Here is a 14362-nt window from a genome sequence, read left to right as displayed (position 1 = left end):
CTTGTGGCAATGGTCAGGACCAGTGCAGGCAGAGAAGCAAGTCCCTCACTTGTTTCGATTGACTTTCAATCACAGACAGCAGAACCGGGAATAGATGAGCACGGCTTGGATGGCGGAAAAAAGATTAACGGAAGGAAACGCCACATCATTGTTGATACTCTTGGATTGATGCTGCTATGTATTTATACCACAGCAAATGTAGCTGATAGGCTTGCCGGCGAGTAATTGGTTACTGAGCTCAATAGGCGTAAACATTTTCCCAGATTAGCGAATATTCTTTGAGGCAACGCTTAAAATTTGGTATCAGACTTGGAAGTAGGCGTAAACACCGAAGCTGCGGAACGTTTAAATGGGTAAAAGGGGTTTGTACCACAGATATTTCGTTGAGCCGTTGAGAGAACCTTTGCTTGGCTGAATAGAAAATAGGCGCCTGGTGCGAAACTATAAGAAGAATACAAAGCACCAAGAATCAATGAACTACATCGCTAATGCAAGATTATGTATCAGATGATTAGAAAAATGGCTCATCGCCTGAGCCTTGATTTTTTTACAGCCTCTTAGATGTGGGTTTTGATGGTGAAAGGTGATGTGTCCATTATCTTGCGAGGTGCAATCGTATGGAGCGTCTGAAACAGAAGAGAAAATGTAAGAGTTATCAGGAATTTTTTTATTTTTTACTCCTTAAATTTCAAAGTCTCATGATTGCTATATGAGCCAAGATATTATTTGGGCTGTATCAAGATTTTGAAAAATTTTGTTTTTTATTAAAAATTGTATTTTGTTGATTTAAAATGTGTTTATTTTAATAATATTAAAGAGCTTAAGTTTATTGTGACTTGCTCATGAGTGATAAAAATAGTGTATCAAGTAAAAAAATGCCCCGTTCATGTAATGACTGTACTGCTTGTTGTAAGGCCCTGAGAATTGATTCAATACCTGGCTTTTCCACGAGACTCGATACAGGCGAAGATATTGCCAAAAAAGCGGGTGAAGTTTGTGTTTTTCTCCATAAAAATGGATGTAGCATCTATGAAGTCAGGCCTCTGGTGTGTCGACGATTTAAGTGTGATTGGTTGGAGTACAGAAAAGGTTTTGCCGATAAAGACAAACCATCAAAAATAGGTGTTTTGGGAGTGAGAGGAATAAAAATTATTATTTGAAACGATAAAAATATAGGGGCTGTAGTAGCTAAGCGTTAATGTTTAGTGTGTTTATACCAGTATTTTAGCTGTTTTAGAAGCTGTTGGTGATTGCCTCCGTTGAAGCGCCATTCACATTCCTTAAGAAACCAATAAAAATTATCCTGTTTTATCCCATTAAACTTACGCAGATTGCGTTTGGCTTGGTTCCAGAAGTTCTCAATCCCATTGATATGGTTTTGCTTATCAGCAAACAGCTTGGAATGATTAATGCGCATATGGTGAAATGCAGATACATCTAAGGCATTATATGATTTAAAGGTATCTGTATAAACTATGCTGTCCGGAAGAACTTTCTCTTCTACAATAGGCAGAAGAGTTTCTGTTTTTGCATTAGGAATGATGGCTGTGTAAACCTTGCCACCTCGCTTAAGAAGGCCAAAAACAGCTACTTTACCTCCAGCTCCACGTCCTCTCTTGCCTTTTCGAACTCCGCCAAAATAACTTTCATCTACTTCAATTTCTCCGCTTAAGTCATAGCTTGGAAGTTTGCTGGCTATTAATTTTCTTAACCTTAAGAAGAAATTACTGGCTGTATTAGATTGAATAATAACCAGTTCTGATGCTGCTCTGGCGGTTACACCAGCAACAAATAATTTTATCAGTTCGCTCTGCTGGCGCACTGTTAAACGGCTGCGTCTCTTATACATTGAAGTAGCTTACCCTTAATTGGGCTTAGCTACTACAGCCCCAAAATATATTTTGAAAATATTATTTTCGGCAGCAGATCAAGCTAGCAAAATCCTCATATTGTAGCAGTGGCTTTAAAATTGGGGATTTATTTTAAAGCCAGAAACTTATTTGGAAACAAGTTATTAGATTTTTGCTGAAAGTGGGGAAGCTAAGAGCTTGCTCAGCTCGTTGTACCCGCCAATATATTTTCCATCGATAATGACATAGGGATAGCGAACATTATCTGGCACTTGGAATTTTTGTTTGACTTCTTGGGTCAGCTGATGGTTGCCGTGAATATTGATAGATTCGTATTTGATTCCTTTTTCTTGTAGGAGTTTTTCAGATGCGGTGCAAAGCCCACATCCCACTGGATTACCGTAGAGTTTAATTGAGCTTGTTGGGTTGAATGGCGATGGTGAAGTTGGTTGAGTTACCAAGGGTGGGTGAGGCACGGCAGGCGTGGGCTGAGTAGTCGTATTTAATAATCCGCTCAGCTCGTTGTACCCGCCAATATATTTTCCATCGATAATGACATAGGGATAGCGAACATTATCGGGCACTTGGAATTTTTGTTTGACTTCTTGGGTCAGCTGATGGTTGCCGTGAATATTGATAGATTCGTATTTGATTCCTTTTTCTTGTAGGAGTTTTTCAGATGCGGTGCAAAGCCCACATCCCACTGGATTACCGTAGAGTTTAATTGAGCTTGTTGGGTTGAATGGCGATGGTGAAGTTGGTTGAGTTACCAAGGGTGGATGAGGTGTAGGAAGCTGTGGATGGTTCATATTATCATCTGGGTGTGCAGTCTTGTTTGGGAAGTTTTGAACATGCTTAGTGGTTTGGGGAAGAGCATCGTCTTTTGAAGATTTTTTGGTCGAACTGTCCAAATCTAGTGACTGTGGATGGTTCATATTATCATCTGGGTGTGCAGTCTTGTTTGGGAAGTTTTGAACATGCTTAGTGGTTTGGGGAAGAGCATCGTCTTTTGAAGATTTTTTGGTCGAACTGTCCGAATCTGGTGACTGCTGAGATGTCACATCATTTCGACAAGCGCTTGTTGTAATTGCGCATCCTACCAGTAGTGCCAAATATAATTTCATAATGCAACCTTTGGTTTGAATCTGTTAGTTATTGTAATCGGGTTGCTGGAGTAATGTGTAATAATTAACTGTTTAAACTTTGACATATCGATGTAATATATTGTATTGTTTTTTATGGGGCATGTGGGCCTAAATCTTGCTAAATGAAATGATGATGGAGAAATAATTTAATGACAACAACAGATAAACGTAAGCGATCTTTGTATTTTCCTGATACTATTTTGCGGGAAATGCAAAGCGAAGCAAAAAGGCAGGAGCGTAGCTTGTCATGGATTGTTCAGTACGCTTGGCGTATTGCTAGAGCTGAACTTATGAGGCTGCCATCAGTTGGTGAATCAGGTTATCAAAATGAAAGCCAAGATGATGAACCGCAAAGTTTGAGTCCTACCCATGCTTCACACTCGGGTCCTGAAAGTTTCGAAGACCCAAGCCACTTTTCTCAACATGGTGGTTGATAATTTTCTTTTTCTGCCAAAAAGGTTGGGTTAGTAATCCAGCCTTTTTTTGTGTGAGAAAACATTTTACAGCTTTTCGATTGGATGTGCTCTTTAAAAACCAAGTTTAGTTTTTCGCTCTTCCGCTCCGGGGTAAGGATCCTGTTTTTGGGTAATGTTAGGTAAATTTGAAGCTTTTTCTGCATTAATTTTTATCCACTTTTCCTGATCACTAGGAATATTCGCTTCATCGTATATAGCTTCTACTGGACATTCGGGTTCACAAGCACCGCAATCGATACACTCATCAGGGTTAATATAGAGTTGCTCATCATCAGCATAAAAACAATCTACCGGACAAACAGAAACGCAGTCAGTAAAACGGCATCGTTGACAGTTTTCGGTAACTACAAAGGTCATAAGTGGCCCCATTGGTTTAAAAATCTTAGTTATTGATTAGTCTCTACGGCTTATAACGCATAAAGCCCGAACCGCAATATTGACACCTGTGATTAGGCTTCTTAGGCTATGCCTATCATGAATAATAAACAAGAAAAGACAGTGCTTTTGGAAGAGCAAAAGCGGTTATTAAAAAAATTTGCACATCATTTAAAACCAGTAGTCCAGATCGGAAAAAAAGGGGTCTCTTTAACTTTAATTAAAGAAATAAATCAGGCATTATTTGATCATGAATTAATAAAAATACAAATTTTGCCGATACAAAAAAATGAAATTGAAGAAAACATACGAGAAATAATTAAGGAAACCAACGCACATCATATTGCTACTATTGGAAATGTGATTGTTTTGTTCAAAGCTCGCGAAGAAAATTCGTCGTTCTTTACCGAAGAAAGAAAAGGATAGCTTCATGAATACTCTGTTCCCTCCTATCGAGCCTTTTAATCATTTCCATTTGCAGGTAAGTGAGCTTCATTCCATTTATGTGGAAGAGGTGGGAAATCCAGATGGTAAGCCAGTAATATTTGTACACGGTGGACCAGGCGGGGGAATTGAAGAAAAACATCGATGTTACTTTGATCCAAAAAAGTGGCGAGTTATTCTTTTTGATCAAAGAGGGTGTGGTAAATCAACGCCTTTTGGCGAACTCAAAGAAAATACCACTTTTGATTTAGTATCTGACATGGAGCGGATTCGCGAAAAACTACATATCGATGCTTGGCATGTTTTTGGTGGATCGTGGGGGAGCACCTTATCTCTAAGCTACGCTATTACACATCCCGAAATGACCAAATCTTTGGTGCTGCGGGGAATTTTTTTGGTACGCAAGCAAGAGATTGATTGGTTCTATCAACATGGTGCAGGTATTTATTATCCAGAAGAATGGGAGAAATTTTTAGAGCCGATTCCAAAAAATGAACGAGACGATTTAGTTAAGGCGTATCACAAGCGATTAAATAGCAGTGATAGCGCCACAATTCATAGAGCTGCTAAGGCATGGAGTGCTTGGGAGGGCGCAACCTCAAAGCTTAAGAAAAACCCACAGATGGTAGAAAGCTTTAGCGATGAGCATTTTGCCTATGCCTTTGCCCGTATCGAAAACCACTATTTTATTAATAATGCATTTTTTAAAGAGGATAACTGGATCTTGAATAACGCAGAAAAAATTAAAGAAATTCCAGGCGTCATTGTTCAAGGGCGCTACGATATGCCGTGCCCTCCTGTTAGTGCGTATGAACTGCATAAAAAATGGCCAAAATCGGAATTGATTATAGTGGAAGAAGCAGGGCACTCAGCAAGTGAGCCTGGAATTACCAGTGCTTTGATTGCCGCTACTAATCATTTTGCGAGCTAAATTATGAAGGAAAAATTATTACTTTTTAAACCCAAACATCCAGCACAGTTTAAAAAAAGCTCTTGGTATGGCGTAGTGATGTTTGTAAAAACTTTTGCTCTGTGCTCACAGTATTTGGCTCGAGCCTTGGCTGGCAAGGTAAATGTACCTATCACGGATAATTATCTTCGCAGGTTTTGGCAGATTCAGTTTAAAGAGACCTTTAGCACACTTTTTGTGACGGGGCGTAAGTTTCTTAAGCCCAATCACACCTATCTGTTTATGTCCAATCATGAATCGTGGCTCGATATTCCAGCAATGTTTGCTGCTGTGCCAATGAGTTTAAGGATGGTATCAAAAGCTGGAATAATGAGTATTCCTGTTGTGGGTCCTGCTATGGAAAAAGCTGGTTTTATTGCTGTAGATCGTAAGAATCGCAGTAAAGCCATTAGGCAATTGGAATTGGCAAAAAAACGTTTGAATGATGGTATCTCCATTTGGATGGCACCTGAAGGAACTCGCTCTCGCACTGGAGAAATAGCTCATTTCAAAAAAGGTGGTTTTCATTTAGCGACGAGTTTGGGCTTAGATATTGTGCCTGTTTTTATCGAAGGTGCGCGCGACATTATGCCCGCTGACACATTGATGATAAATAGCAATCGCTCAATGACAGTTCATTTTTGTGAACCAGTCTCTACTAAAGGGGTGGACAAATCTTCGATGAATGATTTAATGGAGAAGGTGAGGACTGCTATAATTTTGAAAAAACAACAAGTCAAAGCCATTCACGATGATGAGAGTGCATTATGAATTTTCATGAAAAAGTGAACTCGCTCGCCAATGCCTTAGAAAAAAGTATTTTGGGCCAGAAGAAACTTATTGATCGTTTGCTGTTGGCGCTTCTTGCAGACGGTCATTTACTAGTGGAAGGTGCTCCTGGATTGGCGAAAACCAAAGCTATTAAAGCACTGTCAGTTTTGATTGAAGGGGATTTTCACCGCATTCAGTTTACGCCTGATCTCTTGCCGGCAGATATCACGGGAACAGAGGTCTATCATCCCGATAAAGGAACATTTTCCTTTCAAAGTGGGCCAGTGTTTCATAATTTAATTTTGGCTGATGAAATTAACCGAGCTGCAGCAAAGGTACAATCGGCCTTGCTCGAAGCTATGGGTGAGAGGCAGGTGAGTGTGGGTAATAAAACCTATCAACTGCCCGAGCTTTTTTTAGTGATGGCCACACAAAATCCTATCGAACAAGAAGGAACATTTAGTCTTCCTGAGGCTCAACTTGATCGATTCATGATGCATGTAAAGATTGATTTTCCCGATAAAGAGACCGAGAAAAAAATTCTAGCGCTTAACCGTGAAGAAGTTCTTACCTCAAAGAAATCACATGAACAACAAGAAGTTTTGTCCCAACATGATATTTTTTCTATTCGCAAAGATATCTATGATGTGCATATGGATCCTGCGGTGGAAGAATATCTGGTGCAAATTATTATGGCCACAAGATTCCCCGAAAAAATTTCTGATACATTAGCTGGCATGATCGATTTTGGTGCAAGTCCACGTGCAAGCATCTATATGGATAGAACCGCACGGGCCGTAGCATGGTTAAAAAATAAAGATTTTGTTGCTCCAAGTGATATCCATGAAGTGGTACATGAAATTTTACGTCATCGTATTGGTTTGACCTTTGATGCCGAAGCCAAAGGGCTAACGCGTGATCAAGTAATCGATGAAATTCTCAATGCCCTTCCTTTGCCTTGAGGTGACTATGCCTGCTTTGTTTCGTCAGCAATCATCAAGCAATGTCGTTTCAAACGGCATTTTTTGTACTTTGGCCGAACTTTTTCATGAAGGGCAAAAGTCTCTCAATAAAACTTTGCATCTAAAGCGCAAAGCGAAAGCTCAGAGCGGCGGGCTTAAACGTTCAAGCATTAGAGGGCGAGGGATGGAATTTTTTGAGTCACGCCCTTATGTCCCTCAAGATGAAATCAGGAATATCGATTGGAAAGTAAGTGCCAGGCTCAACAATCTTTACACCAAGATTTTTGTTGAAGAAAAAAATAGACCAGTCTATTTGGCAATAGATATGCGTCCTCATATGTTTTTTGGTACCAAAAATTGTTTTAAGTCGGTTTTATCTGCTCGCATTGCTGCACGACTCGCTTTTGCAGCATTAAATGGTGCTGATCAAATTGGGGGAGCTATTTTCGATGGTCATCGTGTGATCGATTGTCCCCTAAGTATGCGTCGTAATTATGTGAGCCGTTTTTTAGGGCAAATAGCTAAGAGTACGGAAAAAAGCGGCGAAGAAGTTGCACCGAATTTTTGGCATGGGGTGTTTCAACACCTTTGCAATAGAGTTCATCGGGGATCACAATTATTTTTGATGAGCGATTTTTTAGATTTTGATTCAAGCATGCGAGCATGGCTGATTAGAATTTTAAAAAAAAATGACGTGATTGCGCTTAAGATTATTGACCCTTTGGAACTTGAACTTCCTTCAATTGGTCAGCTTGGTATGAGTTATGGAGAACATCAACTTATATTCAACAGCAATGACAAAAATATTCAGGAGCACTATAAAGATTGGTTCAAATCTCATAGCGCAATGCAAAAAGAATTTTTTCGAAAACTTGAGATACCTTTTCTTGAGTTTAAAACCAGCGATAATCTTGATGAAGAGTTAAATAAATTATTTTTGGGTAAGTGGTGAAACAATGGATGAGCAAATTTTAAGTGAGCTTAAAGATGTTCATTTGCCCCTTGAGCCTTCACTGTTGCCTTTGGCATGGGGATATTATGCGGTAATTTTAATTGTTCTATCTTTGGCCATTGCACTTTTTTTTCTGCTAAGACACTCACTTAAAAAGAGTCGCTTGAGAAAAAATTATATGGCTCAACTAAGCGCTATAGAGCTTAAATTTAATGAAACACATAATGTAAGCCAGCTTCAAACTCAACTTTCATGGTTAATACGCAATCTTGCACGCATGAAATATCCGGCAAACTCTTCTCTCGTAGCGGTTGAGAATGTGGAGTTGAGTCTTGAGCGTTTATGCAAAAATAAATCTAAGAAAGATGAGCTGTTAAGATTATTGAATCAAGATCGTTTTAGAGCCATCAGCCACGTGAATGGTGATGAATTACTTCAAATTTATAAAGAGCTGTCAAAAACATGGCGAGTATAGATTTTCAATGGCCTTACGCAGGTCTTTTAATCATTTTGATGATTCCTCTGTGGCTTATGGGAGGAAAATCTTCAAGTGTAGCTTTTTTGCACTCTAATCTGGTCAGCGTGGTCGAAAGAATTAGTGGCCATGCAGTGTTCAAGGCTCATAAAAGAAAAATTCCTTTTTGGTTTTTTATCTGCTGGTCTTTGTTGACCCTAGGGCTTATGCGACCTCAATGGGTGGGAAAACCCATCGAGATTGCTCGCTCGGCTCGAAGTATCATGCTTACGCTCGACACATCAGAAAGTATGCAAGTTAAGGATTTAGAGATCAAAGGCAAGCCTCTTGATCGATTAAGTGTGGCTAAAACGGTGCTGTTTGATTTTATCGATAAAAGAAAAGGAGACCGTTTGGGCTTAGTGGTTTTTGGCGCTGAATCATTTTTGCATGCACCTTTGTCTTTTGATCGAGAAATGATTAAACGTTTTTTGAGCGAATCCCAGATTGGTTTTGCAGGTTCTAAAACAGCTATTGGTAATGCTATTGGTTTATCGGTTAAAAAATTACTGGATCAAAAAGAGGGCGATCGAGTAATGATTCTTTTGACCGATGGACAAAATAATGCTGGCCAACTTAGCCCTATTCAGGCAGCACAGATGGCGCAAAAATACCACGTGAAAATATACATCATAGGGCTTGGAGCATCGCAGGTGATGGTGGATAGTTTTTTTGGTCCTCGGGCCGTGAATCCTTCGCGAGATCTCGAACAAGCCGAGCCTGAGTTGAAAAAAATTGCAGAAATGACTGGAGGTATGTATTTCAGAGCCAAGGATAGTGAAACTCTCATGCGTATCTATGAAAAGATCGATGCCTCAGAGCCTGTGAAGGTGGATAATCTTTTTAGCATTCCTAAAAAAGAATTATTTTATTGGCCCATAGCACTCATGCTTTTTGTCATGTCGGTCAGTGTAGCTCTGAGTCACGTGAGTATTGCAAGGAGAAACTATGCCAAGCTTTGAGCATTTTCATTTCTTAAGGCCATGGTGGCTTATGCTTATTCCCTGTGCAATCGTACTAGGGTGGTGGCGCTATCGTAAAAATATTCCAGCCTCTAATTGGGCTGCCGTGGTTGACGCACATCTTTTATCGCATTTGCTGAAAAATGGCGGTAAAACTCTGGCAAAACAAATGTATTGGTTGCCAATTTTTTTAACTCTGCTTGCGCTAGCGCTGGCAGGACCAACTTTAGAGAGGGTCAAGAATTTTAGCAATTTGGTGGGGCGGCCTCTCATCGTTGTGCTTGAGCTTTCCCATCACATGCTATCCACCGATATTAGCCCCAATAGACTCAAACGCGCACTTTTTAAACTCAGAGATATATTAGCCCAGGAAAAAGAACATGAAGTTTCTTTGATAGCTTTTGCTGGCGATGCACATGTGGTGACTCCTCTGACGACCGATCATTACACCATCCTTACTTTGAGTGATGAACTCAGTCCGGATATCATGCCTATCAAAGGGACTCGTCTTTTAAGTGCGTTAAAAGAAGCGGCCTCTATGAGTAGGACTGGGGCTGATATTTTGGTGATGACAAGCACCAATGTTGAAGAACAGCCTTCTACGCTATTGAAGTATATCGATGCCAATAAATTGCGCGTAATTATTTGGGGCTTTGCCACTAAAGCAGGTGCGCCGGTTATGGATGTGGATGGAAGGTTTCACTCAAAAAGTGGAGGCATGGTTAATATTTCATCGCTCAATCAGGACTGGTTGAAAGCTATGGAAGCAAATTCTAGGGTGAGCGTTGTGCCTTTTAGCGATGATGGAAGTGATGAGAAAAAAGTGATGTCTTTATTGAGCACTGAAGTTCAAGAATCGATGAATGAAGAAGGAAATGTCTTCGACCAATGGCTTGATTTAGGACCCTACGTTCTTATTATGGCGATGGCGGTATTTATACTCGCAAGCGCTTATCGGGGAGTTGAGTGGTGGATGTTTGCACTGCTATGTTGTATTTCAAGCCCCAAGAGCGAGGCGTGGTCTGTAAGTGATTGGTTTTTACGGTCCGATCAAAAAGCATACCGAGCTTTACAAAAAAATAATCCAGCCGAAGCCGCCAAGCTCTATGATGATGAATTTTCTAAGGGCACAGCATTTTATAAAGCCAAGGAATATGAAAAAGCAGCACAGCACTTGAGCACAGTAGCTAGTTCCGATGGCTACTATAATTTGGGCAATGCCTTAGCTCAGCTTAAAAAAATTCCTGAAGCAATCAATGCCTATTCCCAAGCTCTAAAACTAGATGGCAACAATGCTGATGCTCAAGCAAATAAAGAATTATTGGAAAAATTATTAGAAGAGCAAAAAAATAACCAAGAGCAAAAGCAACAAGAAAATCAAAATTCATCCCAAAATAAAGAAAAGCAAGACAACAAAGACAATAAAGATAATCAAAACAAACAAGACTCCGAGCAAAAAAAGCAATCGGAATCGCGGGACAAAAAAGAGCAGGGTGAAGAGAAAAAAGATTCTCAAAAGCAATCAGAAAAATCTGAAAAAAAAGAGAGCAAGGAAGAGCAAAAAGAATCAGGGCAAGAACAGGAAAATCAAGAAAATAAAAAGCCCGAAGAAAAGCCTGAGGAACAGCCAACTCAAGCTCAAAAAGAAAATGAAAAAGAACAACAAAAAGAGCACAAAGCGGTGAGGCAAAGTTTAGAAAACGAAGAGGTAGACCCCAATACTCGCTATTATTTTGATCAACTTGAACAACACAATAACTTTTTTTTAAAGCGAAAATTCCGCGAAGAATCGCTAAGAAAGTCGGAGGATCGCTGATGCGTAAATTTATTATCCTAAGCGTATTTTTATGCTCATCATTAGTTTTGGCGAAAGACCCTTTTAGCGCCTATGTCAGTAGTACGAGCATTAGTGAAGGCGACTCACTCACCTTGACGCTTGAACTTGAGGGAAAAGCATCTGGCGAACCTGATCTATCTGAGCTTGAAGAAAAGTTTGATATTTTATCGCAGTCTACCAGCAGTGAATCGACATTTATCAACGGTAAATTCAGTCGTAAAAATAAATGGATTTTGGAAATACAACCTCAATCATCAGCTCATACAATAAAAATTCCTTCGATAAAGCTTGGGTCGTATAAAACTCAAGCCATTGAAATCACTCAAAGCGAAGAAAAAAACTCAAAGAGCGAAAATGGTTTTTCCCTGGTGGCTACAACCAATAGCGATAAAGTCTATGTCAATGGAGAAATTATTTTAGACGTCGAACTTAAAACAAGTTTGCCTTTGCAAGATGGCGATTTGGGTACACCAGAGATTAAAGACGCCATCGTTGAGCCCTTGGTCGAGAATGATAATCGAAAATCAATTCAAAATGGCATGCGCACTTTAATATTTCACCGTTCATATGCGATATATCCGTCTAAGCCTGGAAAGCTCGAAATCCCAAGCATCCCTTTTCGTGGAATTGTCGCGGACCCCAATACTCGTCGAGGATGGTTTGCTCACAATCGCCGTGTAAGTACACGTTCAAAAGCAATAACTATTGATGTGAAGGATGTGCCTCCTTCTTATCCCAAAGATCAAGTTTTTTTGCCTCTAAAGAATCTTTTAGTTATCGAGTCATTTGATAGTCAGGATCCTAAATTTGAAGTGAACAAGGCCACAACCAGAAGATTTGAGATCAAAGCACTAGGCGGATTGGCCTCTTTTCTGCCGGTAATCGAGGCACCTACGCAGCCTGGGCTTAAGGTCTATACAGAGACAGGCTTGAAGGTAAATAAAAATACGCCGGATGGAGTAGAGGCAAGTTTAAAATTTTCTCATGTCTACATGCCGACAGCGCCAGGCGCTATTATCATCCCAGAACAAACTATTTTTTGGTGGGATAGTGAAAACGATAAACTTAGAAAAACTACCATTCGCTCTTTGACTTTTCAGGTTGAGGGGAGGGGTACTCCTGAGAGTACAACCGTGACTCCATCGCTCAATAGTGAAAAGAACTCTCAAGCGATCCAATCTCAATCACCACAAGCAAAAGTGCAAAAAAATAACGATGGTTGGATGATTTTTGCTTTGCTTTCCTTTGGCTTATGGTTTGTAAGCATACTTTTGTTTTATATGAACTATCGCAAGAAAAATAAAAAAATTATCCAAGCTGGTCCGTCGAAAATAAAAATATTGGTCAATGAAATAGTAGCAGCAGCAAAATCTGGAGATGTACGAAAAAGTTATACCCTTTTGCAGAATCTTAAGACGAGTGAGCATGCAGCTTTTTTTGAAGCTCGCCAGTCAGGCAACATTGAATTATTTATTGAAGAGCTTGAAGCTTTGCTTTATGGAAGCAACAAGGAGCAAGAAGTAAAGGAAATTTTGCAAAGAATTATAAGTCACTTAACTAAGTTGTTAAAAAATAACGAAGAAGCTAAGCAAAGCTTGTCTCAGATTTATCCTGAGTAATTGCTGCGAGTAAAAACAGTCCCCTGCATTGAAGATAGCCATGTCCTAAGAAAAGGATTATGAGCTTCTCCTTAATGTGCTTATTTATGACATTGCTAATTTTGCATTAGGGGCTTTCATGAAAGATAAAAATCATTATGAACAAAGAAGCCTGAAATCTTGATTTCAGGCAAAGATCATAAATATCATGCTTTTCTTAGAAACATTCCATACCCTTGACAAAGAATTGGTTTTGTTCGCTATTTGATGCCATGCAGGCTGCTGGGTCGTCTATTTTAGGGCAAACTTTTTCTGGACACGACCAGGGGGCCTTGATACTGGATAAAAAAAGTTCCGAGTGAGCATCCTTACAACACTCCGATTAGTATGTTATTTCATACAACACCTTATATAGGACTATCATAACAGGTTATAGTGAACTCGGCTGTTATGGAGATCTCCCCCATTATCAATCTCAACTAGGCAGAATTATATAAATTTAAGTACTTGGCTAGGTTTTTCTCAAAGTTGCGCTTTAATTACGATAGATTTCTTTCATTGTTTTTTTGCCGTCATAAACAATTCCCAATGCACGAGCAGCAGGAGTTTTATAAACAAAATCAAGATATTCAAAAATATATTCGAGCATCATAGGATTTTTTCTGATGTCTTTAATCGAAAAAGCTTTACAACCTTTGGAGTGCTGACGGTTAAAATAAAAATTATTTTTTATATCATCCACTTGATATGATTTTTTGCTGTATTCATTAATATTATTAACGATGGGAAATTGTTTTCCCAAAACATTGATATTTTTGGTGGGGAGCAAAATACTTTTTTCCATGCTTTGATTTTTAAATTGAGTTTTAAAAAATTTATCTGATTCATAACCCCACTCGCCATTGCCTTTCTCTTCGAAAACAAAAATGTCTAAATGTGGCATCATTGCGCTTGCCTCTACATAATTTAACCAGTAGTTTTCTAAATCAGCAGGACTTATTTCAGGGTTTTGGCTGAGCAACAGAGAAAAGAATTTATTTTTTCGATAAGCAACCTGGTAAATCCCCTGATAGCCAGTAATATTTCTCATCATTGAGGTGCCGAAGAGTGGCCTGAATTCAAAACCTTTTTGAAAGAGTTTTTTTCGTATGCGCTCAAGAACATTTTGATTTATTTCAGAGGCGAGTACCCCGAGGTCTACATCATCATCCCAGGGGAGGTGAGCATTAAATCTATAAGCAGCAATCGCTGATCCAGAATCGAGCCACCAGTTAATCTTTAAATCATTTAAGGCTTCTGAAGTATTGATGAGGAGGTCTTGCATTGCTACCAAGGTAATAGGTGATGCAAAGCATTGTTTGATGTCGCAACCCTTCTCACCAAGCTTTGGATTTTCAGCAAGGCAGTTTACAAGAGCTTCTTTGGGAGTTTGTTTAGAAAATAAATTAAATACCGGCAGCAAATCGCTACTGGGAAAACAGCCTGTAATCATCAAAAAAATTGGTGTTATTAAAAAAAATTTCATCT

At 39.3% G+C, this 14362-nt stretch carries 16 protein-coding genes; 12 read left to right on the top strand and 4 right to left on the bottom strand.

What is annotated here, in order from left to right:
• The first annotated feature begins 3 nt into the window (after nt 1-3).
• Nucleotides 4-225 (top strand): transposase, encoded by a 222-nt coding sequence (locus tag H6731_02025; GenBank protein USN51210.1) that lies wholly within the window; start codon nt 4-6, stop codon nt 223-225.
• A gap of 617 nt (nt 226-842) precedes the next feature.
• Entirely contained in the window at nt 843-1160 is a 318-nt protein-coding gene (locus tag H6731_02020; protein USN51209.1) for a YkgJ family cysteine cluster protein, read from the top strand.
• Between the two features lie 35 nt (nt 1161-1195).
• On the opposite strand, the gene H6731_02015 is transcribed toward H6731_02020, so the two are convergent.
• Both H6731_02015 and H6731_02010 read right to left on the bottom strand, forming a co-directional pair.
• Nucleotides 1196-1849: an IS1595 family transposase gene (locus tag H6731_02015; protein ID USN51208.1), complete on the bottom strand. Its 654-nt coding sequence runs from the start codon at nt 1847-1849 to the stop codon at nt 1196-1198.
• A 165-nt stretch (nt 1850-2014) separates the two neighbouring features.
• Nucleotides 2015-2974, bottom strand: coding sequence for a glutaredoxin family protein (locus tag H6731_02010; GenBank protein ID USN51207.1), 960 nt, complete (start codon nt 2972-2974; stop codon nt 2015-2017).
• Nucleotides 2975-3144: 170 nt separating this feature from the next.
• Between H6731_02010 and H6731_02005 the strand changes: the two genes are divergently transcribed.
• Nucleotides 3145-3429 carry a TIGR04563 family protein gene (locus H6731_02005; GenBank protein USN51206.1) on the top strand — a complete coding sequence of 95 codons (285 nt, stop codon included), beginning with the start codon at nt 3145-3147 and terminating at the stop codon, nt 3427-3429.
• A gap of 93 nt (nt 3430-3522) precedes the next feature.
• Here the strand turns inward: H6731_02005 and H6731_02000 are convergent, their stop codons facing one another.
• Nucleotides 3523-3828 (bottom strand): 4Fe-4S binding protein, encoded by a 306-nt coding sequence (locus tag H6731_02000; GenBank protein USN51205.1) that lies wholly within the window; start codon nt 3826-3828, stop codon nt 3523-3525.
• 117 nt (nt 3829-3945) lie between these two features.
• Here H6731_02000 and yhbY point away from each other — a divergent pair, with 117 nt between their 5' ends.
• Genes yhbY through H6731_01955 form a run of 9 tightly spaced genes read left to right on the top strand, consistent with a single transcriptional unit; the run spans nt 3946 to nt 12856 of the window.
• A complete protein-coding gene (gene yhbY / locus H6731_01995; protein ID USN51204.1) occupies nt 3946-4272 on the top strand; it encodes a ribosome assembly RNA-binding protein YhbY in 327 nt (108 codons plus the stop codon).
• Nucleotides 4273-4276: 4 nt separating this feature from the next.
• Nucleotides 4277-5221, top strand: a complete 945-nt coding sequence (gene pip, locus H6731_01990; GenBank protein USN51203.1) for a prolyl aminopeptidase — start codon at nt 4277-4279, stop codon at nt 5219-5221.
• Between the two features lie 3 nt (nt 5222-5224).
• Entirely contained in the window at nt 5225-6010 is a 786-nt protein-coding gene (locus H6731_01985; GenBank protein USN51202.1) for a 1-acyl-sn-glycerol-3-phosphate acyltransferase, read from the top strand.
• A complete protein-coding gene (locus tag H6731_01980; protein USN51201.1) occupies nt 6007-6972 on the top strand; it encodes an AAA family ATPase in 966 nt (321 codons plus the stop codon). Before H6731_01985 ends, H6731_01980 begins: the two co-directional genes overlap by 4 nt.
• Nucleotides 6973-6979: 7 nt before the next feature.
• Nucleotides 6980-7924, top strand: coding sequence for a DUF58 domain-containing protein (locus tag H6731_01975; GenBank protein ID USN51200.1), 945 nt, complete (start codon nt 6980-6982; stop codon nt 7922-7924).
• Nucleotides 7925-7928: 4 nt separating this feature from the next.
• Nucleotides 7929-8399 carry a DUF4381 family protein gene (locus tag H6731_01970; GenBank protein ID USN51199.1) on the top strand — a complete coding sequence of 157 codons (471 nt, stop codon included), beginning with the start codon at nt 7929-7931 and terminating at the stop codon, nt 8397-8399.
• Complete coding sequence (locus tag H6731_01965; protein ID USN51198.1) at nt 8387-9400, top strand: VWA domain-containing protein; 1014 nt, start codon at nt 8387-8389, stop codon at nt 9398-9400. The genes H6731_01970 and H6731_01965 overlap by 13 nt, the downstream gene beginning before the upstream one ends.
• A complete protein-coding gene (locus H6731_01960) occupies nt 9387-11216 on the top strand; it encodes a VWA domain-containing protein (GenBank protein ID USN51197.1) in 1830 nt (609 codons plus the stop codon). Before H6731_01965 ends, H6731_01960 begins: the two co-directional genes overlap by 14 nt.
• A complete protein-coding gene (locus tag H6731_01955; protein USN51196.1) occupies nt 11216-12856 on the top strand; it encodes a BatD family protein in 1641 nt (546 codons plus the stop codon). Before H6731_01960 ends, H6731_01955 begins: the two co-directional genes overlap by 1 nt.
• A gap of 514 nt (nt 12857-13370) precedes the next feature.
• Here the strand turns inward: H6731_01955 and H6731_01950 are convergent.
• Nucleotides 13371-14360 carry a LicD family protein gene (locus H6731_01950; GenBank protein ID USN51195.1) on the bottom strand — a complete coding sequence of 330 codons (990 nt, stop codon included), beginning with the start codon at nt 14358-14360 and terminating at the stop codon, nt 13371-13373.
• Between the last annotated feature and the right edge of the window lie 2 nt (nt 14361-14362).

The organism is Myxococcales bacterium, assembly GCA_023898405.1.
GTDB lineage: Bacteria > Myxococcota > UBA727 > UBA727 > JABDBI01.
Note: the sequence above shows the minus strand (reverse complement) of the source record. Positions and strands in the feature narration are given on the sequence as shown.

Bases quoted from the DNA above. Each gene is read 5' to 3' on its own strand.
- H6731_02020 (USN51209.1), top strand. From the start codon at position 843: ATGAGTGATAAAAATAGTGTATCAAGTAAAAAAATGCCCCGTTCATGT.
- H6731_02015 (USN51208.1), bottom strand. From the start codon at position 1,849: ATGTATAAGAGACGCAGCCGTTTAACAGTGCGCCAGCAGAGCGAACTG.
- H6731_02010 (USN51207.1), bottom strand. From the start codon at position 2,974: ATGAAATTATATTTGGCACTACTGGTAGGATGCGCAATTACAACAAGC.
- H6731_02005 (USN51206.1), top strand. From the start codon at position 3,145: ATGACAACAACAGATAAACGTAAGCGATCTTTGTATTTTCCTGATACT.
- H6731_02000 (USN51205.1), bottom strand. From the start codon at position 3,828: ATGACCTTTGTAGTTACCGAAAACTGTCAACGATGCCGTTTTACTGAC.
- yhbY (USN51204.1), top strand. From the start codon at position 3,946: ATGAATAATAAACAAGAAAAGACAGTGCTTTTGGAAGAGCAAAAGCGG.
- pip (USN51203.1), top strand. From the start codon at position 4,277: ATGAATACTCTGTTCCCTCCTATCGAGCCTTTTAATCATTTCCATTTG.
- H6731_01985 (USN51202.1), top strand. From the start codon at position 5,225: ATGAAGGAAAAATTATTACTTTTTAAACCCAAACATCCAGCACAGTTT.
- H6731_01980 (USN51201.1), top strand. From the start codon at position 6,007: ATGAATTTTCATGAAAAAGTGAACTCGCTCGCCAATGCCTTAGAAAAA.
- H6731_01975 (USN51200.1), top strand. From the start codon at position 6,980: ATGCCTGCTTTGTTTCGTCAGCAATCATCAAGCAATGTCGTTTCAAAC.
- H6731_01970 (USN51199.1), top strand. From the start codon at position 7,929: ATGGATGAGCAAATTTTAAGTGAGCTTAAAGATGTTCATTTGCCCCTT.
- H6731_01965 (USN51198.1), top strand. From the start codon at position 8,387: ATGGCGAGTATAGATTTTCAATGGCCTTACGCAGGTCTTTTAATCATT.
- H6731_01960 (USN51197.1), top strand. From the start codon at position 9,387: ATGCCAAGCTTTGAGCATTTTCATTTCTTAAGGCCATGGTGGCTTATG.
- H6731_01955 (USN51196.1), top strand. From the start codon at position 11,216: ATGCGTAAATTTATTATCCTAAGCGTATTTTTATGCTCATCATTAGTT.
- H6731_01950 (USN51195.1), bottom strand. From the start codon at position 14,360: ATGAAATTTTTTTTAATAACACCAATTTTTTTGATGATTACAGGCTGT.